The sequence below is a fragment of the Streptomyces mirabilis genome, from assembly GCF_039503195.1.
Lineage (GTDB): Bacteria > Actinomycetota > Actinomycetes > Streptomycetales > Streptomycetaceae > Streptomyces > Streptomyces mirabilis_D.
The window spans coordinates 5,446,084-5,467,967 of record NZ_JBCJKP010000001.1 but is presented as its reverse complement, the minus strand read 5'-3'; the positions used below and the strand labels follow the sequence as shown (position 1 = coordinate 5,467,967).

General features: G+C 70.4%; 20 protein-coding genes. 8 read left to right on the top strand and 12 right to left on the bottom strand.

Features of this window, described 5'->3' with window-relative positions; all coding sequences use genetic code 11:
- Entirely contained in the window at window positions 1-495 is a 495-nt protein-coding gene (locus AAFF41_RS25295; RefSeq protein WP_343324665.1) for an LURP-one-related/scramblase family protein, read from the top strand.
- A gap of 66 nt (window positions 496-561) precedes the next feature.
- Here the strand turns inward: AAFF41_RS25295 and AAFF41_RS25290 are convergent, their stop codons facing one another.
- On the bottom strand, window positions 562-1,356 hold the full coding sequence (locus tag AAFF41_RS25290; RefSeq protein ID WP_319752654.1) for a carbon-nitrogen family hydrolase: 795 nt from the start codon (window positions 1,354-1,356) through the stop codon (window positions 562-564).
- A gap of 154 nt (window positions 1,357-1,510) precedes the next feature.
- Here AAFF41_RS25290 and AAFF41_RS25285 point away from each other — a divergent pair, with 154 nt between their 5' ends.
- The gene (locus tag AAFF41_RS25285; protein ID WP_319752655.1) at window positions 1,511-2,335 is read left to right on the top strand and encodes a maleylpyruvate isomerase family mycothiol-dependent enzyme; all 825 of its coding nucleotides are present in this window, start codon (window positions 1,511-1,513) and stop codon (window positions 2,333-2,335) included.
- Window positions 2,336-2,401: 66 nt separating this feature from the next.
- Here the strand turns inward: AAFF41_RS25285 and AAFF41_RS25280 are convergent, their stop codons facing one another.
- Together AAFF41_RS25280 and AAFF41_RS25275 are read right to left on the bottom strand one after the other, a co-directional pair.
- On the bottom strand, window positions 2,402-3,706 hold the full coding sequence (locus AAFF41_RS25280; protein WP_319752656.1) for an MFS transporter: 1,305 nt from the start codon (window positions 3,704-3,706) through the stop codon (window positions 2,402-2,404).
- Window positions 3,703-4,377, bottom strand: coding sequence for a GntR family transcriptional regulator (locus tag AAFF41_RS25275; protein WP_054234185.1), 675 nt, complete (start codon window positions 4,375-4,377; stop codon window positions 3,703-3,705). Before AAFF41_RS25275 ends, AAFF41_RS25280 begins: the two co-directional genes overlap by 4 nt.
- 222 nt (window positions 4,378-4,599) lie before the next feature.
- Here AAFF41_RS25275 and AAFF41_RS25270 point away from each other — a divergent pair, with 222 nt between their 5' ends.
- The gene (locus AAFF41_RS25270) at window positions 4,600-5,496 is read left to right on the top strand and encodes a D-alanyl-D-alanine carboxypeptidase family protein (protein ID WP_097285491.1); all 897 of its coding nucleotides are present in this window, start codon (window positions 4,600-4,602) and stop codon (window positions 5,494-5,496) included.
- A gap of 102 nt (window positions 5,497-5,598) precedes the next feature.
- Here the strand turns inward: AAFF41_RS25270 and AAFF41_RS25265 are convergent, their stop codons facing one another.
- From AAFF41_RS25265 to pdhA, 3 genes are read right to left on the bottom strand one after another with little or no spacing between them, the layout of a single operon-like run.
- Complete coding sequence (locus tag AAFF41_RS25265) at window positions 5,599-7,059, bottom strand: dihydrolipoamide acetyltransferase family protein (RefSeq protein WP_319752657.1); 1,461 nt, start codon at window positions 7,057-7,059, stop codon at window positions 5,599-5,601.
- Window positions 7,060-7,069: 10 nt separating this feature from the next.
- On the bottom strand, window positions 7,070-8,050 hold the full coding sequence (locus AAFF41_RS25260; RefSeq protein WP_060895331.1) for an alpha-ketoacid dehydrogenase subunit beta: 981 nt from the start codon (window positions 8,048-8,050) through the stop codon (window positions 7,070-7,072).
- Window positions 8,051-8,052: 2 nt separating this feature from the next.
- Window positions 8,053-9,303: a pyruvate dehydrogenase (acetyl-transferring) E1 component subunit alpha gene (pdhA, locus tag AAFF41_RS25255; protein WP_054234189.1), complete on the bottom strand. Its 1,251-nt coding sequence runs from the start codon at window positions 9,301-9,303 to the stop codon at window positions 8,053-8,055.
- A gap of 380 nt (window positions 9,304-9,683) precedes the next feature.
- Here pdhA and AAFF41_RS25250 point away from each other — a divergent pair, with 380 nt between their 5' ends.
- From AAFF41_RS25250 to AAFF41_RS25240, 3 genes are all read left to right on the top strand, one after another.
- On the top strand, window positions 9,684-10,349 hold the full coding sequence (locus AAFF41_RS25250; protein ID WP_343324664.1) for a response regulator: 666 nt from the start codon (window positions 9,684-9,686) through the stop codon (window positions 10,347-10,349).
- Window positions 10,350-10,503: 154 nt separating this feature from the next.
- On the top strand, window positions 10,504-10,926 hold the full coding sequence (locus AAFF41_RS25245; RefSeq protein ID WP_319752658.1) for a pyridoxamine 5'-phosphate oxidase family protein: 423 nt from the start codon (window positions 10,504-10,506) through the stop codon (window positions 10,924-10,926).
- Window positions 10,927-11,029: 103 nt separating this feature from the next.
- A complete protein-coding gene (locus tag AAFF41_RS25240) occupies window positions 11,030-12,112 on the top strand; it encodes a phosphotransferase (RefSeq protein WP_319752672.1) in 1,083 nt (360 codons plus the stop codon).
- A 132-nt stretch (window positions 12,113-12,244) separates the two neighbouring features.
- Here AAFF41_RS25240 and AAFF41_RS25235 read toward each other — a convergent pair whose 3' ends face one another.
- Window positions 12,245-13,813, bottom strand: a complete 1,569-nt coding sequence (locus tag AAFF41_RS25235) for a protein kinase domain-containing protein (RefSeq protein ID WP_319752659.1) — start codon at window positions 13,811-13,813, stop codon at window positions 12,245-12,247.
- Between the two features lie 436 nt (window positions 13,814-14,249).
- On the opposite strand from AAFF41_RS25235, the gene AAFF41_RS25230 reads away from it, so the two are divergent.
- Window positions 14,250-15,890 carry a protein kinase domain-containing protein gene (locus tag AAFF41_RS25230; protein WP_343324663.1) on the top strand — a complete coding sequence of 547 codons (1,641 nt, stop codon included), beginning with the start codon at window positions 14,250-14,252 and terminating at the stop codon, window positions 15,888-15,890.
- A gap of 119 nt (window positions 15,891-16,009) precedes the next feature.
- Here AAFF41_RS25230 and AAFF41_RS25225 read toward each other — a convergent pair whose 3' ends face one another.
- On the bottom strand, window positions 16,010-16,552 hold the full coding sequence (locus AAFF41_RS25225) for a bacterial proteasome activator family protein (protein WP_054234194.1): 543 nt from the start codon (window positions 16,550-16,552) through the stop codon (window positions 16,010-16,012).
- 156 nt (window positions 16,553-16,708) lie between these two features.
- Between AAFF41_RS25225 and AAFF41_RS25220 the strand changes: the two genes are divergently transcribed.
- A complete protein-coding gene (locus AAFF41_RS25220) occupies window positions 16,709-17,188 on the top strand; it encodes a hypothetical protein (protein WP_319752661.1) in 480 nt (159 codons plus the stop codon).
- Between the two features lie 69 nt (window positions 17,189-17,257).
- Here AAFF41_RS25220 and AAFF41_RS25215 read toward each other — a convergent pair whose 3' ends face one another.
- From AAFF41_RS25215 to AAFF41_RS25200, 4 genes are all read right to left on the bottom strand, one after another.
- Window positions 17,258-18,247 (bottom strand): NAD(P)H-quinone oxidoreductase, encoded by a 990-nt coding sequence (locus AAFF41_RS25215; RefSeq protein ID WP_319752662.1) that lies wholly within the window; start codon window positions 18,245-18,247, stop codon window positions 17,258-17,260.
- Window positions 18,248-18,420: 173 nt separating this feature from the next.
- On the bottom strand, window positions 18,421-19,518 hold the full coding sequence (locus AAFF41_RS25210; RefSeq protein WP_343324662.1) for a potassium channel family protein: 1,098 nt from the start codon (window positions 19,516-19,518) through the stop codon (window positions 18,421-18,423).
- A 51-nt stretch (window positions 19,519-19,569) separates the two neighbouring features.
- Window positions 19,570-20,964, bottom strand: coding sequence for a molybdopterin molybdotransferase MoeA (locus AAFF41_RS25205; RefSeq protein ID WP_319752664.1), 1,395 nt, complete (start codon window positions 20,962-20,964; stop codon window positions 19,570-19,572).
- Window positions 20,961-21,878 carry an NTP transferase domain-containing protein gene (locus AAFF41_RS25200; protein WP_319752665.1) on the bottom strand — a complete coding sequence of 306 codons (918 nt, stop codon included), beginning with the start codon at window positions 21,876-21,878 and terminating at the stop codon, window positions 20,961-20,963. The genes AAFF41_RS25205 and AAFF41_RS25200 overlap by 4 nt, the downstream gene beginning before the upstream one ends.
- Window positions 21,879-21,884 lie beyond the last annotated feature (6 nt).

Sequence of the window (21,884 nt, the reverse complement as noted above, 5' to 3'; positions counted from 1 at the left end):
ATGAGATTCCTCGTACGCGACCGGCTCCTCGGCTTCGGTGACGACTACTGGATCGAGGACGACCACGGCAACAAGGTGTTCCTCGTCGACGGCAAGACGATGCGGCTGCGGGACACCTTCGAGCTGAAGGACACCCGCGGGCGTGTCCTCATCGACATCCACCAGAAGATGTTCGCCCTGCGGGACACGATGGTGATCGGGCGGGACGGGGAACCGCTGGCGACGATCAGACGCAAGCGGCTGTCCCTGCTCCGCAACCACTACCGGGTGTCCCTGGCGGACGGTACGGAACTCGACGTCAGCGGCAAGATCCTCGACCGCGAGTTCGCCGTCGAGTACGAGGGCGAGCTGCTGGCGGTGATCTCGCGCCGCCGGCTGCACGTACGGGAGACGTACGGCGTCGACGTCGTCCGCGAGGACGCGGACCCCGCGCTGCTGATCGCGGTGGCGGTGTGCGTAATCCACCTGGCGGAGAAGGAGCGGGGCGAGGACTGACTCGACGGACCGGGGCGAGGAGGCGCCAGAGGAGTGCAGCGGCCGGAAGACCGGAAAAGGACCGACTCAGCGGCGCGGTGCCGTCAGTCCCAGCATCCGGTCCTTCAGCGCCGGGAACTGCTCCCGCGTGGTCGCGACCTTCCCGGGGTCGAAGTCCACCGTGAGCACCTGCTCCCCGGCCCCGGCCTCCGCCAGGACCTCCCCCCACGGATCGACCACGATCGAGTGACCGGCCTGGGGAACGCCCGCGTGCGTGCCGGCCGTTCCACAGGCGAGCACGAACGCCTGGTTCTCGACCGCGCGGGCCTGGGCGAGCAGCGTCCAGTGGGAGCGGCGCCGCTCGGGCCAGCCGGCCGAGAGGACGAGGGTCTCGGCGCCGGCGTCGACGAGCCCGCGGAAGAGCTCGGGGAAGCGGAGGTCGTAGCAGGTGGCGATGCCGAGGGTGGTCCCCGGCAGACGGACCGTCACCAGTTCGGCGCCCGCGCCCATCAGTACGGCCTCGCCCTTGTCGAAGCCGAAGCGGTGGATCTTGCGGTAGGCGGCGGCCAGGTCGCCGGAGGGGGTGAAGACGAGGGAGGTGTTGTAGAGCGTGCCGTCGGCGTCCCGCTCGGGGATCGACCCGGCGTGCAGCCAGGTGCCCGCGTCGCTCGCCGCCTTCGCCATGACCTCGAACGTCGGGCCCTCGAGGGACTCCGCCTCCGTGTCGAACGCCTCGTAGGCGAACGCGCCGGTGGTCCACAGTTCCGGCAGCACGACGAGATCGACTCCGGCTTGTTCTCGTACCAGAGCCGCCACACGCCGCCGACGCGAATCGACCGTTTCGCCGTCGTTTACGTCGATCTGGAGGAGAGAGGCGCGCACACTACCACCGTCCTGGCATTCGAGCCGTCCATACAGGCCTACGATCGTCACACGAAAGCACTGCCGGGGTGCCTCACAGCAGCGTAACTTAGCGTCCCAAGACACCCGCTGCCTGTGCACTGCCCGCGTCCAACCGCCCGAGGGGTCCCGTTCCGTGAGTCTGCATCCCAGCCTTCAGTCCTACGCCGACGCCTGGACCCACTCCGTCGATGCGATATCCGAGTTGGTGTCGCCGCTGGTGGAAGGTGAGTGGAACCGGCGCACGCCCTGCCCCGGCTGGTCGGTGCGGGATCTCGTCTCGCACGTCATCGGGCTCGACTGCGAGATGCTCGGCGATCCGCGGCCGATCCACACCCTCCCCCGCGACCTGTTCCACGTGACGAACGAGCACCAGCGGTACATGGAGATGCAGGTCGACGTGCGCCGCCACCACACGGCGCCGGAGATGACCTCCGAGCTGGAGTACACGATCATCCGCCGCAACCGTCAGCTGCGGAACGAGTCGCGGCAGCCGGACGCCAAGGTGCGCGGGCCGCTCGGGACCGAGATCACTCTCGAACAGGCGATGCGCAGGCGTGCCTTCGACGTGTGGGTGCACGAACAGGACCTCCGGACCGCGCTCGGCGTCCCCGGCAACCTCGACTCTCCCGGCGCACACATCGTCCGCGACAAGCTTCTCGGGGCCCTGCCCAAGGTCGTCGCCAAGGACGCGGGGGCGCCCGCGAACTCGGCGGTCGTCTTCGACATCCACGGGCCGCTGGAGTTCCTGCGGACGGTGCGGGTCGATGCGGACGGGCGCGGCTCGATAGACGGCGCCCCCTCTCTCGGCCCGGCCGCCACCCTCACCCTCGACTGGGAGACGTACTTCCGTCTCGCCTGCGGCCGCGTCACGGCCGAGGCCGTCTCCGACCGCATCAAGACGGAGGGCGACCCGGAACTGACCACGGCCATCCTGAGGAACTTCACGGTCACGCCGTAGCGCGGAGTTCTTGGACCGCGGGTGGGCGGGGGCTGGTCAGACAGTTCCCCGCGCTCCTGAAGGACGCTACGCGGGGACGTGTACCGTCTCCACGCGGCTGGCCACCAGCCGCTCACGCTCCCTGCGCGCCGCCTGCTTCCGCAAGCGGAAGATCTGACTCAGCCCCAGCGCCTGAAGAACGAACACGGCGGAGAAGGCGACGTGATAGTCGTCCCCGGTCGCGTCCAGCAGCACGCCGATCGCGAACAACGTCGTCATGGAGGCGACGAAACCACCCATGTTGGTGATCCCGGACGCGGTGCCCTGCCGCTCCGGCGGATTCGCGGGCCGCGCGAAGTCGAACCCGATCATGGAAGCCGGCCCACACGCCCCCAGCACCGCGCACAGCACGACCAGCAGCCACAGGGGATCCCGGTCACCGGGATACGCGAGCGCGCTCGCCCAGATCACGGCCGTCGCCGTCACCGTCCCGAGCGCCAGCGGAAGCCGCGCCGCGTGATGCCGGGCGACGATCTGCCCGTAGACAAGACCCACGAACATGTTGGACAGCACCACGAGGGTGAGCAGTTCACCGGCTGTCGCCCGCGACAGCCCCTGCGCCTGGACCAGGAACGGCATGCCCCACAGGAGCAGGAAGACCATCGCCGGGAACTGTGTCGTGAAGTGCACCCACATCCCCAGTCGCGTACCGGGCTCCCGCCACGACGCCGCGATCTGCCGCCGCACATACGCGGCCCCCTGGTGCGGGAACGGTTCGGGCTCATGCCCCTCGGGGTGGTCCTTCAGGAAGAGAAGGAGGAGTACGAGGACGACGACTCCGGCGAACGCGCTGCCCGCGAACGCCGTCGTCCACCCCACCCCGTGCAGCAGCCGCGCGATGACGAGGGTGGAGACCAGGTTGCCCGCCATACCCACAAGACCGGCGAGCTGCGCGACCAACGGCCCCCGCCGCGCCGGGAACCACCGCGTGCCCAGCCGCAGCACGCTGATGAACGTCATGGCGTCCCCGCAGCCCAGCAGCGCGCGCGAGGCCAGGGCCATCCCGTACGTGGAGGAGAACGCGAAGCCCAACTGGCCCGCGGTGAAGAGCAGTACGCCGATGGTCAGCACCTTCTTGGTGCCGAGTCCGTCGACCAGCAGTCCCACGGGTATCTGCATGCCCGCGTAGACGAGGAGTTGCAGGATCGAGAAGGTGGAGAGGGCGGAGGCGTTCACGTGGAAGCGGTCTGCGGCGTCGAGCCCGGCCACTCCCAGCGATGTGCGGAAGATGACGGCGACGAAGTAGACGGAGACGCCGATGCCCCAGACGCCGATCGCGCGGCGGCCGCCGGGCGGGTCCCCGGGGAGCGAGACGGCCGAGTGGGAGCTCATCGGACCTCTCCCCGCGCCAGGTTCGAGAACCAGCTGACGTGACCGTGGACGATGTCGACCGCCGCCTCCGCGTCGCCGGACCGCAGTGCTTCGAGGATCGCCTCGTGCTCGGTGAGCGTCTTGGTGATCCGGTCGGGGTGCGCGTGCATGACGGCGACGCCCATCCGCAACTGCCGGTCGCGCAACTGGTCGTAGAGCCGGGAGAGGATCTCGTTGCCGCCGCTGCGGACGATCTCGGCGTGGAAGCAGCGGTCGGTGACGGCGGCGCCGGCCAGGTCTCCCGCGGCGGCCTGCTCCTTCTGCTGCGCGAGGAGTTCCTCCAGGCGCGCGATGAGACGCGGCGACGCGGGTACGGCCTTGCGGACCGAGTGTTCCTCCACGAGTTGCCGTGTCTCGACCACGTCCGCGATCTCCTGAGCGGAGACGGGCAGGACGAGCGCGCCCTTCTTCGGGTACAGCCTGATCAGGCCCTCGACCTCGAGTCGGAGCAACGCCTCGCGCACCGGCGTGCGCGAGACCCCCACGGCCTCGGCGAGCTCGCCCTCGGTGAGCAGCGTCCCACCCTCGTAACGACGTTCCAGGACACCGCGCTTGATGTGGGCGTAGACACGGTCGGCGGCGGGGGGTTGCTTCGTGGCGGGCGGAGCGGACACGGACGGCGCGGCAGGCATGCGCACATCATAGATACAACACGTACGCATGGTCGTGCGTCGTCCAGGATGCGGACCGGTAGCGTTTCACGCGGCCAACACCCGTCCCTCGGCGTAACCCACGTCACACAATTCCATCTCATCTTCCGTGCATCCCTTTGGGCCCCTCACTAGTCCGTACGTAAGACGGCACTGTCATGTGCCGTTCTCCCAGGGGCATTTCGCGCATTCGGAGCGTTCATTTTGATTACCGGCATTAAGGGCACGCGTTTCCGCCGAGCCGCCGCTGTCACCGTTACCACCGGCGCCGTACTGGCGGCCGGAGCCTTCGGGGCCGCTCCCGCAGGGGCCGTCACGACGCCCACCATCGCCGCCGCCGGCGGCTACGTGATGAACAACGGCACGGCCAAGACCTTGTACACCAAGGCTGCGGACACCCAGCGTTCCACCGGTTCCACCACCAAGATCATGACCGCCAAGGTCGTGCTCGCGCAGCCGAACCTCAACCTCGACGCCAAGGTCACGATCCAGAAGGCCTACAGCGACTACATCGTCGCCAACACCGCGTCCTCCGCCCACCTGATCGTCGGTGACAAGGTCACCGTCCGTCAGCTCCTCTACGGTCTGATGCTGCCGTCCGGCTGTGACGCCGCCTACGCGCTCGCCGACAAGTTCGGCTCGGGCTCCACCCGTGCCGCCCGTGTGAAGTCGTTCATCGGCAAGATGAACACCACGGCGAAGAGCCTCGGCATGACGAGGACGAAGTTCGACTCGTTCGACGGCATCGGCAACGGCAGCAACTACTCGACGCCGCGCGACCTGACGAAGCTCGCCAGCAGCGCGATGAAGAGCACCACGTTCCGCACGGTCGTGAAGACCAAGTCGTACACGGCGAAGACCGTCACGAAGACCGGCAGCATCCGCACCATGGCGGCGTGGACCAACACGAACACGCTGCTCAGCAGCTACAGCGGCACCATCGGCGTGAAGACCGGCTCCGGCCCCGAGGCCAAGTACTGCCTCGTCTTCGCCGCCACCCGCAACGGCAAGACGATCATCGGCACGGTCCTCGCGTCGACCTCGATCACCCAGCGCGCCACGGACGCCACCAAGCTCCTGAACTACGGCTTCGCCCAGTAGTTCCCGGACAGAGTGGTTCCCGGACACCACAGCCGAAGGGGGCCCGTCGCCGAACGCGACGGGCCCCCTTCGTCTTGCCGCGCGCCCACTGCGCGCCGGCGCTCACGCCCAGGTGATGAGGCGCTTCGGCTGTTCCAGGATCGCCGCCACGTCGGCCAGGACCCTGGAGCCCAGTTCGCCGTCGACCAGGCGGTGGTCGAAGCTCAGCGCGAGCGTCGTCACCTGGCGGGGCTTGACCTTGCCCTTGTGGACCCAGGGCTGGAGCTTGATCGCGCCGATCGCGAGGATCGCCGACTCGCCGGGGTTGAGGATCGGCGTGCCGGTGTCGACGCCGAAGACGCCGACGTTCGTGATCGTGACCGTGCCGCCCTGCATCGCGGCGGGTGAGGTCTTGCCCTCGCGGGCCGTGGCCACCAGCTCGCCCAGGGCCCCGGCGAGTTGGGGGAGCGTCTTGGTGTGGGCGTCCTTGATGTTCGGGACGATCAGACCACGCGGGGTCGCGGCGGCGATGCCCAGGTTCACGTAGTGCTTGAGCACGATCTCCTGGGCCGCCTCGTCCCAGGACGCGTTGACGTCCGGGTTGCGCTTGATGGCGACCAGCAGGGCCTTGGCGATGAGCAGGAGCGGGTTGACCCGCAGGCCCTGCATCTCCTTGTCCTGCTTGAGCTCCTCGACGAGCTTCATCGTGCGCGTCACGTCGATCGTCACGAACTCGGTGACGTGCGGCGCGGTGAACGCCGAGCCGATCATCGCGGCGGCCGTGGCCTTGCGGACCCCCTTGATCGGGATACGGGTCTCACGCGCCGTGTCGTACGTGACGACCGGAGCGGGAGCCTGGGCCTGGGCGGGAACCGGGGACGCCGTCACCGCCGGCACCGCCGGCTGCTCGGGGGCCGGAGCCGGTGCGACCGCCGCGTGCACGTCCTCGCGCGTGATGATGCCGTCCGGGCCCGAAGGCGTGATCGTGGCCAGGTCGACGCCGAGGTCCTTGGCGAGCTTGCGGACCGGGGGCTTGGCCAGAGGGCGCTGCCCGACCGGCACGGACCCGTGGCCGTTGAGCTCGCCCTGGATCACGGTCGCCGCCGGGAACGTCTCGGGCTGCTGGGCCGGGGCCTCGGCGCCCTTGCGGGGGCGGCGCTTCGTGGAGGCCTCGGCCACCCCGTACCCGACGAGGACCGGCGTGCGGCCCTCGGGCTTGGGTTCCTCGGCGACCGGTGCCTGGGGGGTGGGGGCGGCGGGCGCCTCGGCCACAGGGGTTTCCACGGCGGCGGGGGGTTGTTCGGTGGGTGCCGATCCGCCGCCCACGTCCACCGCGATGATCACCTGGCCCACGTCCACCGTCGTCCCCTCGGGGAAGTGGAGTTCGCGCACCACGCCGTCGTAGGGGATGGGCAGTTCCACGGCGGCCTTGGCGGTCTCGACCTCGCAGACGACCTGGCCGTCGGTGACCGTGTCACCGGGCTGGACGTACCACTTGAGGATCTCCGCCTCGGTGAGCCCCTCGCCCACGTCGGGCATCTTGAACTCGCGGAGCCCCGACGCGTTCTCAGTCATCGTCGTCACGACCCTCTCCTCAGTACGCCAGTGAGCGGTCGACGGCGTCGAGCACCCGGTCCAGGCCCGGAAGGTACTCCTCCTCCAGGCGCGCCGGCGGATAGGGGGCGTGATAGCCGCCCACCCGCAGGACGGGTGCCTCCAGGTGGTAGAAGCACCGCTCCGTGATGCGGGCGGCGATCTCCGCGCCCGTACCGAGGAAGACCGGGGCCTCGTGCACCACGACCAGGCGGCGGGTCTTCTCCACCGAGGCCTGGACGGAGTCGAAGTCGATCGGGGACATCGAGCGCAGGTCCAGGACCTCGATCGACTTGCCCTCCTCCTGGGCGGCCGCGGCCGCCTCCAGGCAGACCTTCACCATCGGGCCGTAGGCGGCGAGCGTCAGATCGCTGCCCGCGCGCGCCACGACCGCCTTGTGCAGCGGTCCGGGGATCGCGTCGGTGGTGACCTCGCCCTTGTCCCAGTAGCGCCGCTTCGGCTCGAAGAAGATCACCGGGTCGTCGCTCTGGATGGCCTGCTGCATCATCCAGTAGGCGTCCGACGCGTTCGACGGAGAGACCACCTTCAGGCCCGCCACGTGCGCGAACAGCGCCTCGGGGGACTCGGAGTGGTGCTCGACCGCGCCGATGCCACCGCCGTACGGAATCCGGATCACGACGGGAAGCTTGATCTTGCCCAGCGCCCGCGCGTGCATCTTCGCGAGCTGCGTGACGATCTGGTCGTACGCCGGGAAGACGAAACCGTCGAACTGGATCTCCACCACCGGCCGGTAGCCGCGCAGCGCGAGACCGATCGCCGTACCGACGATGCCCGACTCGGCGAGCGGGGTGTCGATGACCCGGTCCTCACCGAAGTCCTTCTGGAGCCCGTCGGTGACCCGGAAGACACCGCCGAGCTTGCCGACGTCCTCACCCATGATCAGGACCTTGGGGTCGGTGTCGAGGGCCGTGCGCAGCGACTCGTTGATCGCCTTGGCCAACGCCATCTTTTCCGCAGCCATCGCTACTTGCCCTCCCCTTCATCCGCGAACGACGCCTGGTAGGCGGCGAACTGGGCCCGCTCCTCGTCGACGAGCGCGTGCCCGTCGGCGTACACGTTCTCGAAGATGGCGAAGTGGTCCGGGTCCGGCATGGCGCGGACGACCTCGCGTACTCGTTTGCCCAACGCCTCGCTCTCGGCCTCAAGTTCCGCGAAGAATCCCTCGTCCGCGTGGTTCGAAGCCTCCAGGTACGCGCGCAGGCGCAGGATCGGGTCCTTCGCCTCCCACGACTCGCGCTCCTCGTCGGCCCGGTACTTGGTCGGGTCGTCGGAGGTGGTGTGCGCGCCCATGCGGTAGGTGTACGCCTCCACGAGGGTGGGGCCCTCGCCGCGGCGGGCCCGCTCCAGCGCCCACTTGGTGACCGCCAGGCAGGCGATGACGTCGTTGCCGTCGACCCGGACGCCCGGGAAGCCGTAGCCCTGCGCGCGCTGGTAGAGCGGGACGCGGGTCTGCTTCTCGGTCGGCTCGGAGATCGCCCACTGGTTGTTCTGGCAGAAGAACACGACCGGGGCGTTGTAGACCGCGGAGAAGGTGAACGATTCAGCCACGTCGCCCTGGCTGGAGGCGCCGTCCCCGAAGTACGCGATCACGGCCGAGTCCGCGCCGTCCTTGGCGACGCCCATGGCGTAGCCGGTGGCGTGCAGCGTCTGCGAGCCGATGACGATCGTGTACAGGTGGAAGTTGTTGCTGTTCGGGTCCCAGCCGCCGTTGTTCACACCCCGGAACATGCCGAGCAGGTTGGTCGGGTCGACCCCGCGGCACCAGGCGACGCCGTGCTCCCGGTAGGTCGGGAAGACGTAGTCGTCCTCGCGGGTGGCCCGCCCGGAGCCGATCTGGGCGGCCTCCTGGCCGAGCAGCGAGGCCCACAGGCCCAGCTCGCCCTGGCGCTGCAGCGAGGTGGCCTCGGCGTCGAAGCGGCGGGTCAGCACCATGTCGCGGTACAGACCACGCAGCTCTTCGGGGGTGATGTCGGCGACGTACGGGTCGTATGTGGCGTCCTTGACCCGCTCGCCCTCCGGCGTCAGCAGCTGGACGAGCTCGGGACCGGGGCCCGATGCGCCAGGTGCGCCGGGTACGCCCGGTGACTTCTTGCCGGCCGCGCTGGTGCGCTTGCTCGCGGCGCTCTTCGTACCGGTCGTACTGGCGCCGCTTTTCGCAGCGGTCGTACCGGCGCTGCGTCGCGGCTTGCGCGCGGCAGTGCTCTCCACGGTCACGTGTGCTCCTCCGTCGGTCCGGCCCCCGGGGTTGCCGGGTGGCCAGTGCGGCTCGCCTGTTCCAAGTACCCGTGCACGGGGTGGGTGCACTCGGCCGGGAACAGGCGTGACAGGTGCCCCGGCGAGCGCCCTGCAACGGCCACGTTACCCAGTGCTCCACAATTCTGTGAAACCCCTCCTGACCTGCGTTTTTGCTTGGACTTCCCACTATTTATTAGTCGGATTTCCAAGTAATGCACGCAGGTCGGGAACAGTCGCTGGTCACAGCACTGGTCACAGCCTCGCAGGGGGCCGGAACACGGGCACGTTATCCCGGTCACCCCAGGCACGGGAAGAGTTCACCCCCGGCAGGGCCAAGGGTGGTGTGTGACACTGACTTTGTGCCCGAAAGCGGAAAAATTACCGTATTTCTCCTCGACGATCACGAAGTGGTACGCCGCGGTGTCCATGAGTTGCTTGCGGGCGAGGACGACATCGAGGTCGTCGGCGAGGCCGGCACGGCGGCCGACGCGCTGGCGCGGATCCCGGCCGCGGCCCCTGACGTCGCGGTCCTGGACGTACGGCTCCCGGACGGCAGCGGAGTGGAGGTCTGCCGCGAGATCCGGTCGCGGAACGAGGACATCAAGTGCCTGATGCTGACCTCCTTCGCCGACGACGAGGCACTTTTCGACGCGATCATGGCGGGCGCGTCGGGCTATGTGCTGAAAGCGATCCGCGGCGCCGAACTGCTCTCGGCCGTACGCGCTGTCGCGGCCGGCAAGTCGCTGCTCGACCCCGTGGCCACCGCCCAGGTCCTGAAGCGGCTGCGGCACGGGGGCGACGCCAGGAACGACGACAAGCTCGGGCATCTCACCGAGCAGGAGCGCAAGGTCCTCGACCTGATCGGCGAGGGGCTCACCAACCGCGTGATCGGCGAGCGGCTGCATCTCGCCGAAAAGACGATCAAGAATTACGTGTCGAGCCTGCTGTCCAAACTGGGCATGGAACGGCGTTCCCAGGCCGCCGCCTACGTGGCACGCCTCCAGGCGGAGAAGCAGCACCACTGAGTGCGGCACCACTGAGTGTGCGGCGCCGAAGAACACGGGTCAGTCAGTGGGGCCCCGCCGATACTTCCCTCCTCGCATTTCGGGACCTTTGGCCCCCTCTCCAAGGGGCGGGTGCCTCTTTTCCGGGACCTTCAAGGTGTCGGAAATTGGGGGCATGCCCAACGACGAAGAGCTCGCCGTGGAACTCCTCGGCCGTACCGACCACGGCCGGTTGGCCGCCAGCCTGCGCGCCATGCCCTTCCTCGCCCTCGCCCGCCACGCCGTGGTGGACGGCCGCGTCCTGTTGCGCCTGCACCGAGGCTGCGGCTACCACCGGGCCTGCCTCGGGAGCGTCGTCGCCTACGGCACCGACAACCTGGCTTCGGCAGGACCCGGCGAGAGCGTCTGGTCCGTACAGATCGTGGGCCGGTGCGAGGCCGTGGAGCCGACCGCGTCCCACCGCGCGTTGTTCGGACCCGCGCCACGGTTCATGGACGGCGAGCCCTTCGACCCGGTCCATCTGAGCATCGAGCCCCAGTTCTCCACCGTCCATTCCGCGGACGATGCCATGGAACGCCAGTTCCGGCGCACCCTGTGACTGCCTCGTGATCAAAGATGACTGTCTGTGACAAACGCGAGGTCAGGGGCCCGGCTCGTGCCCTAGCATCTGGCGCGTGCCGCGCTTATCCGCACCACCCCCGGTGTCTCACGCGCCCCCTCTGGGCGCCCTCCTCCGCCAGTACGCCGCCGGGTCCGCGCTGACCTGCGACCCCGTCGAACAGGGGCTGCTCAACCGCGGCTACCGGCTGCGCACCACCCGCGGCCGCTACTTCCTCAAGCACCATTTCGACCCCGAGACCGCCGACCCGGCCGCGATCGCCCGCCAGCACCGGGCGACCCAGCGTCTCGCGGACCTCGGTGTCCCCGTCGCCCCGCCGCTGACCGGCACCGACGGGCGCACCGTCGCCGTCATCGGGGGCCACGCGTACGCGCTGCACCCCTGGATCGACGGCCGGCACCGGCACGGCGGCCAGCTCACCACGCAGCAGTGCGCACGGCTGGGGGCGCTCCTGGGCGTCGTCCACGCGAGCCTGGAGCGGGTGATGCCGACGCAGGGCCGCACCCCGGCGAGACCGACCGACGCCACCGGGGCGACGGAAGGCTCGGCGAGGGCCGGCGCGGGCGGCTCAGCGGCGGCGGAAGGGGTGGATCCGGCCCGGGGGGCCGACCCCGCGGACACCTTCGCACTCATCGACCGCCTGCTCGCCCGGGTACGCCGCCACCGCCCGCACGACGCCTTCGACGAGCTGGCCCGGCACCGGCTCCTGGAGCGGCGCGCCCTTCTGGAGCGGCATGCCGACCGACGGCCCCCGCAGGGCGGCTCGGTGGGCTGGGTGCACGGCGACTTCCACCCCTTCAACCTGCTCTACCGCGACGGCGAACCGGCCGCGATCGTCGACTGGGACCGGCTGGGCGTCCATCCCCGCGCCGAGGAGGCCGTACGCGCCGCGGTGATCTTCTTCGTACGTCCCGTCGGCGCGCTGGACCTGGCCAAGGTGCGGGCCTACGCGCGCGCGTACCGACGTACTGCGGGCGCCGGCCCCGCCGAGCTGGCCGCCGCGGTGCACCGGGTGTGGTGGGAACGTCTCAACGACTTCTGGATGCTGCGCTGGCACTACGAGCGCGGCGACACCCGCGCCGATCCCCAGTTCCCGGCGGCCTCGGCGCTGGCGGTGTGGTGGACGAGGGAGTACGACACGGTGTGCGAGGCGTTCGCGGGCTGATCGCCGACATCGGTCGGGGGAGACGCAGCGGCCGGGGCGCGAACACCGCGACCGGGGGCAGGAAACACCACGCGCGCGTGGCGCCCGTTTCGGGCTTCACGCGCGCGTGGAGGACGTTTCCGTCGGTGTCGTTCAAGGGCCCGTCGAGCCGCCCAGGCTGCCGCCGGCGTCGGCGCCGGCCGTCGGATCGACCGGCGTCGTCGGGTCCTGGCTCTGGGTCGCCGGGTCCGAAGGCGTCGTGTCCGTCGGCGTCGTGTCCGTGGCCGTGTTCGACGGCTGGTCCGAGGGCTGGCTGCTGTGGCTCGGGGACGGCGTGTACGAAGGCGTGTAGTTCGAACCGCCGCCCGAGCTGGTGCTGTTGTCCGTGGAGTTGTCCGTCGCGGTGTCCGTGGGGCTGTCGCTGGGACTCGCGCTGGGCTGGTTGTCCTTGGCGGACGACGTGGCGGTCGGCGAGTGGGTCGTACCGCTCCCGCCGCTCCCACCGCCACCGGTCTTGTGGAGCGCGAGCGCGACGCCCGCCGCGATCGCGATCACCGCGAGGACCGCGAGGATCCACAGCTTGCCTCGGCCGCTGCCGCGGTTGCCGTGCCCCTCGAAGCCGCCGTCGTCCCCGCCGTTGCCGTACGGCGGGATGATCGACGCCGGGATCTGCGTGGTGCCGGACTCACCGGGGTGCGGCAGCGCGGTCGTACCCGCGAAGCCGGATGCCGGGGTGTGGAACCCCTCGTGCATGGCGACCGGGCCGGTGTTCCAGGTGCCGGTGTGCCCGCCCTGGTCGTACAGCATCTGCAGCCCGTACTGGACAAGGCCGCGCATCTCCTCGGCGGTCTGGAACCGGTCGTCCGGCTCCTTCGCGAGGGAGCGCATGACGAGCCCGTCGAGCTCCGGCGGCGCGCCCTGCGCCACCTCGGAGGGGGGCACCGGGATGTCCTGGACGTGCTGGTAGACCACCGACAGCGGCGTCTCGCCGGTGAACGGGGGCCGCAGCGCGAGCAGTTCGTACAGCAGACAGCCGGTCGCGTACAGGTCGGAGCGGTGGTCGACGGCCTTGCCGAGGGCCTGCTCCGGGGAGAGGTACTGCGGTGTGCCCATGACCATGCCGGTCTGGGTCATCGTCGACTGCGCGCCGTGCAGGGCGCGCGCGATGCCGAAGTCCATCACCTTCACCGCACCGGTGTTCGTGATGATCACGTTCGCCGGCTTGATGTCGCGGTGCACGATGCCGTGCTGGTGCGAGTAGGCGAGCGCCTCCAGGACACCCGACACGATGATCAGCGCCTGCTCGGGCCCGGGGGCCTCGGCGTTGATCAGCAGGTCGCGGATCGTGCGGCCCTCGACGAGCTCCATCACGATGTACGGCACGGTCGCGTGGCCGACGACGTCCTCACCCGAGTCGTACACGGCGACGACGGCGTGGTGGTTGAGTCCGGCCACCGACTGCGCCTCACGCGTGAAGCGGGCCTTGGACACCGGGTCCTCGGCCAGGTCGGAGCGGAGCAGTTTGACCGCGACGGTGCGCCCGAGGCGCACGTCCTCGGCCGCAAACACCTCGGCCATGCCGCCCCGGCCTAGTCTGTGAGTCAGCCGGTATCGGCCGTCCCCCACAAGTCCGCCGTTACCCCACATCTCCGGCGCATCTGACATACCGCCGCCAGTCGCCTCGGGGTCGGACGGGCCCTGAGCGCGCTGCTGCTGTGCCATCAGTCCTCGCCGTCGTTTCTGCCCGCGGTCTGCGCGGTGGTTGTTACGGTCTCCGTCGGGCCACGCTACAGGCTTCGCGCAAGGCTCCGGCCCGAGATGGAAGTGAGATGGACCGGCCATGAAACCCGTCCAGGGTCCCGGCGTGCAAATTCTGTGTACCGCCCGTACGGCACCTGTAACGCTTCCGCGACGCTTCTTTCGCAGACGGTCACGGAACGGGCACCGCGCTTGACGTGTCAGTGCCCTACGGCAGACTTGGCCGGGAATCAGCCAATCGATCACTGAGACACAGATCGATCACAGCACGGACTCGAACGGACTCGGTACGGATCACAGCGCAGTTCGCCGCGCGGATCACCGCACGACCGCGCGGAGCGCGTGCAGGACAGCTCGCAGCACAGGCAGAACAAATCCGCGCCAATGGGGGACGCAGAACATGAGCCAGGACGGCGCACAGGGCCGGTACGCGGGGCGCGCGGTCGCCGGCGGCCGCTACCAGCTGCGTGATCTGCTCGGCGAAGGCGGCATGGCCTCGGTGCACCTCGCCTACGACTCGGTGCTCGACCGCCAGGTCGCGATCAAGACACTGCACACCGAGCTCGGCCGCGAGCAGGCCTTCCGCGAGCGCTTCCGCCGCGAGGCCCAGGCGGTGGCCAAACTCACGCACACGAACATCGTCTCGGTCTTCGACACCGGCGAGGACGAACTGGGCGGCATGACGACGCCGTACATCGTCATGGAGTACGTCGAGGGCCGCCCGCTCGGCTCCGTGCTCGACCAGGACATCGCGCAGTACGGCGCCATGCCCGCCGACAAGGCCCTGAAGATCACCGCGGACGTGCTGGCGGCCCTGGAGATCAGCCACGAGATGGGCCTGGTCCACCGGGACATCAAGCCGGGCAACGTGATGATGACGAAGCGCAACGTCGTCAAGGTCATGGACTTCGGCATCGCCCGCGCCATGCAGTCCGGCGTCACCTCGATGACGCAGACCGGCATGGTCGTCGGCACCCCGCAGTACCTCTCCCCGGAGCAGGCGCTCGGCCGGGGCGTGGACGCCCGGTCCGACCTCTACTCCGTCGGCATCATGCTGTTCCAACTGGTCACCGGGCGGCTGCCGTTCGAGGCCGACTCGCCGCTGGCCATCGCGTACGCGCATGTCCAGGAGGAGCCGGTCACGCCCTCCTCGATCAACCGCTCGCTGCCCCCGGCGGTGGACGCGCTGATCGCCCGCGCGCTGAAGAAGAACCCGAACGAGCGTTTCCCGAGCGCCGAGACCATGCGCGACGAGTGTCTGCGGGTGTCCCAGTCGCTGCAGGCCGCCGCGCCGAGCATCGTGCCGGGGGCCAGGACGTCGAGCGGCGCGGGCGTCGGCTCGGCCGTCTTCCCGCCCGTCGACCAGGCGATGCCCGCCCCGGGTCCCGTACAGACGCCGTACCAGCCCCATCCCTACGGGGCACCGACCCCGCCGCCCGCGCCGTCCCAGGCGTACGGGTATCCGCAGCAGGGGGGCTACTCGACGCCGGGGGCCCCGATGTACGCGCCCCAGCAGGGCATGTCGACCCCGCCGCCGTACCACCTCACGCCCCAGCCCCGGACCTCCGTTCCGGGCGGCTCGGGCGGTTCCGGTGGCCGCAAGGGCAACAAGGCGGTCGTCGTCGGCTCGATCGTGGTCGCGCTCGTCGCGATCGGCGGTCTGATCACCGCCCTCGCGCTGAACAACAACGGCGGCGGCGCCCACCAGGGAGGCGGCGGCAGCAGCCCCTCGGCGTCCGTGGTCGCGGGGCACAAGGGTCCGGACACGTCGAAGACGATCGACAAGGAGAAGTGCACGTCTCCGCAGGAGTCGTACAACGACCCGAACAAGATCAAGATCCCGGACTTCCAGTACAAGAACCTGACGTCCGTGAAGTCCTGCTTCCAGGCCGCGGGCTGGCAGATGAAGATCAAGCGCGTCGACGAGAACACCTACGGCCAGGACACGATCATGGACCAGTTCCCGTCCGCGGACGAGGACGTCGATCCCAAGAACGTGCCGGTGATCGAGCTGAGCGTCTCTTCGGGCAACCCGTCCTGAACCGCCACCCCGTAAGCGCCTGTACCACTCACCAGCACCCATAGCACGCGTAAGCGCCTATAAGACGGGCCCGGCACTTCACGTGCCGGGCCCGTTTCGTGAGAAGGGGTCGCCCGGGGCTACAGGTACGGTCCGCCGGAGCGGCCACCCGCGCGCGGGTCCTCGTCGCCGTCCAGGCCGCCGACGCCCGGCGGGAGCGCGCGGCGCATCTGCTCCAGCTGGGCCCTGGCCGCCATCTGCTGGGCGAACAGGGTCGTCTGGATCCCGTGGAACAGGCCCTCGAGCCAGCCCACCAGCTGGGCCTGCGCGATGCGCAGCTCGGCGTCGCTGGGGGTCGCGTCGTGCGTGAAGGGCAGCGAGAGCCGCTCCAGCTCCTCGACCAGTTCGGGCGCCAGGCCGTCCTCCAGCTCCTTCACGGAACTGGCGTGGATCTCCTTGAGCCTGACCCGGCTCGCCTCGTCCAGAGGTGCGGCGCGCACTTCTTCGAGAAGTTGCTTGATCATGCTCCCGATACGCATGACCTTGGCGGGCTGTTCGACCATCTCTGTCACCGGGACCTCGCGGGAGTCCTCGTCACCGGTGCCGCCGAGAGCCATCCCGTCCTGGCCCACGACCAGGATCTGGGGGTTCTCCGGCGACCTTTCGTTCCTCGGCATCTCCATGCCGCCATTCTCTCGCACACCTCCACCCCATCACGGTGGTGCCCCCCATGCAGCGTGATCCACCGTCCAGGTGATCGTCGAGATGCCGGGAAGAAGGTGTCATGTGAGGCTTACCCCATTGATCATGGGACTCCTCACCGGGAGGGGGTCACCCACGTGACTCCACGGCTCACCGCGCTCCGTGTGACCGGACTGCTGCTCGTCCTGACGACCGGCGCCGTGTCCCCCGCGTACGCCGTCTCGCGCGCCGTCCCGTATGCGGTGTCGTACGCCGCCGATCCCGCTCCGAGCGCCCACGCCTCCCGGGCGGGGAGCATCGCGGGCGAGGGCCGGCCCCGTCCGGGACGCGAGGAGCCCCCGGACGGGGACGAGGACGGGAGCGGGAGCCGCGAGGACACCGTGCCGACGTACACGGACCGCGACCCCGCCGGGGAGGACGCCGCGTCGGACCGTCCGGAGGCGACCGGCGCCCCCGAGCCGTCGCGGCCCGCGGCCGTGCCTGTCCAGCACCACGAGGTCGGCCCGGGGACCGCCCCCCAACCGGTCCTCAAGATCCTGCCCCTCGGCGGAGGGCTGATCCTCATCGGCCTCGGCCTGGGTCTCGCCTTCCTCGCCCTGCGCCTGCGACGCGGCTGAGCGGGTCGCCGACACGGCTGAGCGGACCGCCCGAGGACGGTCCCTTCCTGGTCCTTTGCCGGCCCTCTTCTAGTCCTTGCCGGGGACCACGAGGAGGACCTTGCCGATGTGACCGCTCTCCTCCAGGACCTGGTGGGCCGTCGCCGCCTCGCTCATCGCCAGCTCGCGGTCGACGACCGGCCGCACGTGGCCGGAGGCGATCAGCGGCCACACGTGCTCGCGCACGGCCGAGACGATCGCCGCCTTCTCGGCGAGCGGGCGCGCGCGCAGCGAGGTGGCGCTGATCGCGGCTCGCTTCGTGAGGAGCGCGCCGATGTTCAGCTCACCCTTGGCACCGCCCTGCAGACCGATGATCGCGAGCCGTCCGTTGACCGCGAGGGCCCGCACGTTCCGGTCGAGGTACTTGGCGCCCATGTTGTCGAGGATGACGTCGGCGCCCGTGCCGTCCGTGGCCCGCTCGATCTCCTCGACGAAGTCCTGCTCGCGGTAGTTGATGAGGATGTCCGCGCCGAGCTCGGCGCAGAAGTCGAGCTTCTCCTTGGTACCGGCCGTGACGGCGACCTTCGCACCGACGGCCTTCGCCAGCTGGATCGCCATGGTGCCGATGCCGCTGGAGCCGCCGTGCACGAGCAGGGTCTCGCCCGGACGCAGGTGGGAGATCATGAAGACGTTGGACCAGACGGTGCAGGTCACCTCGGGCAGCGCGGCCGCCCGTGTGAGGTCCAGGCCCTTGGGAACGGGCAGCAGCTGTCCGGCCGGGACGGCGACCTTCTCGCCGTATCCGCCGCCCGCGAGCAGCGCGCAGACCTCGTCGCCGACGGCCCATCCGGCGACTCCGGGGCCGATCTCGACGATCCGGCCCGAGCATTCGAGTCCGGGGTACGGGGAGGCGCCGGGCGGCGGGTTGTAGAAGCCCTGCCGTTGCATCAGATCGGCGCGGTTGACGGCGCTGGCCACTACTTCGACGAGAACTTCCCCGTCACCGGGAACGGGATCCGGCACATCCGTCCAGGTGAGGACTTCGGGGCCGCCGGGCTGGGTGATCGTCACTGCCTTCATGAAGCTGACGCTACCCCTGTCCCACGGTGAGAAGCCCGCGGGCACCGTCCGCGGCGCGCTGCCGGCGCTCGGCCCGGCGGACGACGACGAAAGGGGGCGCGTGGCCCCCGCGCGCTGGGTGGGTGTCTGCGGGAGTCAAGGGATCCGGCGTCCGGGGATTCAGTTCTGGGGATTCAGTTCTGGGGCAGCGGTCGGCCGTGCGGGGTCACCCGGGTGCCGGGCGTGACCCGCACGATGGTGATGAGCCGGTCGGTCAACTGGAGCTTCCCGATGGCCGGATCGTCGTAGCCGAGCACGCGATGCCCCCGTACGACGCTGACCACCAGATCGTCCGTCTCGCGTACGCCCTTGCCCACCTCGGCCTTCACGACCGGCCGTTCCACGATGTCGAGCCCGCTGCCCTGCTGGATGAGGTCTTCCATGACCATGCCGGCGCTGGGGCTGAGCACGGAGAGGCCGAGGAGCCGCCCGGCCGCGCTGGCGCTGGTGATGACGGCGTCGGCACCGGACTGCTTGAGCAGCGGCGCGTTCTCCTCCTCACGCACCGCGGCGACGATCTTCGCCTGCCGGTTGAGCTGACGTGCGGTCAGCGTGACCAGCACGGCCGTGTCGTCGCGCTGGGTCGCGATGATGATCTGCCGCGCCTTGGGGACCTCGGCCCGCATCAGCACATCGCTGCGGGTCGCGTCCCCTATGACCCCGGCGTACCCCTCGGCCGTCGCCGCGTCGACCGCCTTGGCACTGGGGTCGACGACCACGACCTGCTCCTTCTTCAGCCCGGTCGCACAGACGGTCTGCACCGCCGACCGCCCCTTGGTCCCGAACCCGACAACGACGGTGTGGTCGCGCAAAGCCGCCCTCCAGCGGTTCAATCGCCACTCCTCGCGGGTGCGTTCCGTGAGGACCTCGAGCGTGGTGCCGACCAAGATGATCAGGAACAGCACGCGCAGCGGCGTGATGACGAAGATGTTGGTCAGTCGGGCGGCGTCGCTGACCGGGGTGATGTCGCCGTATCCGGTGGTCGAGAGGGTGACGGTCGCGTAGTAGAGGGAGTCGAGGAAGTCGACACCGTCACCCGCGTTGTCGTTGTAGCCGTCGCGGTCGACCCAGACGATGAAGGCGGTCGCGGCGAGCACGAACAAGGCCATCGCCAGGCGTTTGACGACCTGACGGATGGGGCGTTCCACTACTTTCTTCGGGAGTTTCACCCGGTGGGTCACGAGATGCTCGTCCGCTTGGCGGGCGATCGCATCATGGCCCGGCAGTTTCACGTGAAACACTCCCCGATCCGGTTCACCGTCCGGTTCATGCCCCCACTCATCTCAGGCATTCCCCATACCGGCCAACGCCCAGGGCAAATCCAGGAGTTCCAGCTCCTGGCCCGGAAGGGCGCCGCCGGGCGGTACGACCGCGAGGGCGTCGGACGCCGCGATGCCCCGCAGCATGGCCGGACCGTTGTAGTGCAGGGGCACGGCCCGGTCGGCACGCACCACGACGGGGATGAGCCGGGTGTCGTACGGGTGCCCGTGGACCGCGTCCCCGAGAGGCAGCATGTACGGCTCCGGGGCCGACCGACCTGCCAGGACGCGCAGGAGGGGCTCGGCGAGCGTCAGCAGGCCGGAGACGGCCGCCAGGGGGTTGCCGGGCAGACCGACGAGGTGCTGGTTCTCCTTGGTGCGGGCCAGGATCATGGGGTGACCCGGGCGGACCTCGACGCCGTCCACGAGAAGTTGGGCGCCGATACGGCTCAGGGTGGGGTGGACGTGGTCGACGGGGCCCGAGGCGGTGCCCCCGGTCGTGACGATCAGGTCGGCGTCGGAGCGGGTGATCGCCTTGTGCAGGGCCTTGGCGTCGTCGCCCAGCCTGCGTACCGCGAGGACCTCGGCACCGAGCGAGCGCAGCCAGGGCGGCAGCATCGGCCCGAGCGCGTCCCGGATCAGGCCCTCCTGGGGGAGCCCCTCGGTGAGCAATTCGTCACCGAGGACGAGGACTTCGGCGCGAGGGCGGGGAATCACGGTGAGGGTGTCGTATCCGGCGGCCGCGGCGAGGCCCAGCACGGCGGGGGTGACCAGGGCGCCGGCCGGCAGGAGCTGGTCGCCGCTGCGGCACTCCTGGCCACGCGGCCGGATGTCCTGCCCGTGCACGGTCTCCCGGGCCGCGTGCAGCCGCCCCTTGTCGTCGAGGCGCCCGTGCTCGCTGCGCAGCACGGCGGTGGCGTCCTGCGGGATGCGCGCGCCGGTGGCGATCCGCATCGCCTCGCCGTCGATGAGCGGCTCCGGCTTCGCGTGGCCCGCGAGTACCCGCTCCTCGCGGAGGTCCCAGGGGCCGGGTCCGGCCACCGCATAGCCGTCCATCGCGGAGGTGTCGAAGGAGGGGAGGTCGGTGAGCGCGGCGAGCGGGGCGGCGAGGACCAGACCGAGGGCCGCGTCCAGGGACACGGAGACGGGAGCGCGCCGCGGCACGGAACGGGCGGCCCGCTCGGCGGTCGTACGGGCCTGGGGCCAGGGAGTGGCCCTGTGTCCGTCGCCCTTGCCCTTGGCGCCGTCGGGGGCGTGGGCGCGGCTCTCGCCCTCCGAGGTGGGCGCGGGGACCGCGGGGGTGCCGTGGCCGTGCCGGGGGTCGGACGTGCCTCGGGGGTCCTTGACCAAGGCCAGGGCCTCCTCCACGTCGAGGTCGTCGGCGTCCTGACCGAGGGGCCGGGCGCGGGGCGCGTTCATCCGGCGTCGGGGGTCGGCTTGGCGTCGGGGGTGTCCTCGGCCGCCCAGCGGAGCGCGAGCGCCGTGGCCTTGCGGGATGCCTCCGCGACGGCCTCGGGACCTCCCCCGGCCTGTGCGGCGGCGTACCCCACGAGGAACGTCGTCAACGGCGCCGCGGGCCGGGCCACACTGTGCGCGGCGTCGCGGGCCACGTCGAGCAGGGCACCGGTGTCGACGTCCAGGTCGATGCCCAGCTCGTCCTTGACAGCGGAAATCCATTCATCCAACACGTTCCCATGCTCCCTGATGCGGGCCCGGGCGGCGGCAATGTCGTCCCAGGTGTCGCAGTCGAAGGACGCGACGGGGTCGGAGATGCGGGTGAGGTCGAGCGCGGCGGTGAGCCGCCGCAGCGGCAGCCCGGTGACTCCGCCGTGGGCGACGGCGAGCGCGGCCAGCTCCCGGCGCAGGGCGTCCGCGCGGTAGGCGGCCACGAGCGGCTGGTCGCGGCCGTCGGGGTCGGTGAGCAGCACGCCGTCGGGTCGCGCCGGACCCTGGAGGGCGTCGCCCGTCCGCAGGGCGCCCAGCAGGCGCCGTACCGTCGCCTCGTCCAGGAACGGCAGGTCGGCGGAGAGCACCACGACGTGTTCCGCCGAAACGTGCCGCAGGCCGGCGTCGAGCGCGGCGAGCGGCCCCCCGCCGGGCGGCTCCTCGCGCGCCCACTCCACGGGGCGCGCGGTCTGTCTGGGCTCGGCGACGACCACCGTGGTGGTGGCGGTGGCGCAGGCGGCGAGCACCCGGTCGAGCAGCGGGCGCCCGCCCACGCGCAGACCGGGCTTGTCCGCTCCCCCGAGCCGGCGGGCGGCGCCGCCCGCGAGGACGACGGCGTCGTACGGGGCGGCGGGGCCGGGGGTGCCCGGTGGCTCGTACGCGGTCATCCCCCG

Bases quoted from the DNA above. Each gene is read 5' to 3' on its own strand.
- AAFF41_RS25295 (WP_343324665.1), top strand. From the start codon at position 1: ATGAGATTCCTCGTACGCGACCGGCTCCTCGGCTTCGGTGACGACTAC.
- AAFF41_RS25280 (WP_319752656.1), bottom strand. From the start codon at position 3,706: ATGAGCTCCCACTCGGCCGTCTCGCTCCCCGGGGACCCGCCCGGCGGC.
- AAFF41_RS25275 (WP_054234185.1), bottom strand. From the start codon at position 4,377: ATGCCTGCCGCGCCGTCCGTGTCCGCTCCGCCCGCCACGAAGCAACCC.
- AAFF41_RS25260 (WP_060895331.1), bottom strand. From the start codon at position 8,050: ATGGCTGCGGAAAAGATGGCGTTGGCCAAGGCGATCAACGAGTCGCTG.
- AAFF41_RS25245 (WP_319752658.1), top strand. From the start codon at position 10,504: ATGCCCAACGACGAAGAGCTCGCCGTGGAACTCCTCGGCCGTACCGAC.
- AAFF41_RS25235 (WP_319752659.1), bottom strand. From the start codon at position 13,813: ATGGCACAGCAGCAGCGCGCTCAGGGCCCGTCCGACCCCGAGGCGACT.
- AAFF41_RS25230 (WP_343324663.1), top strand. From the start codon at position 14,250: ATGAGCCAGGACGGCGCACAGGGCCGGTACGCGGGGCGCGCGGTCGCC.
- AAFF41_RS25225 (WP_054234194.1), bottom strand. From the start codon at position 16,552: ATGGAGATGCCGAGGAACGAAAGGTCGCCGGAGAACCCCCAGATCCTG.
- AAFF41_RS25215 (WP_319752662.1), bottom strand. From the start codon at position 18,247: ATGAAGGCAGTGACGATCACCCAGCCCGGCGGCCCCGAAGTCCTCACC.
- AAFF41_RS25205 (WP_319752664.1), bottom strand. From the start codon at position 20,964: ATGAACGCGCCCCGCGCCCGGCCCCTCGGTCAGGACGCCGACGACCTC.
- AAFF41_RS25200 (WP_319752665.1), bottom strand. From the start codon at position 21,878: ATGACCGCGTACGAGCCACCGGGCACCCCCGGCCCCGCCGCCCCGTAC.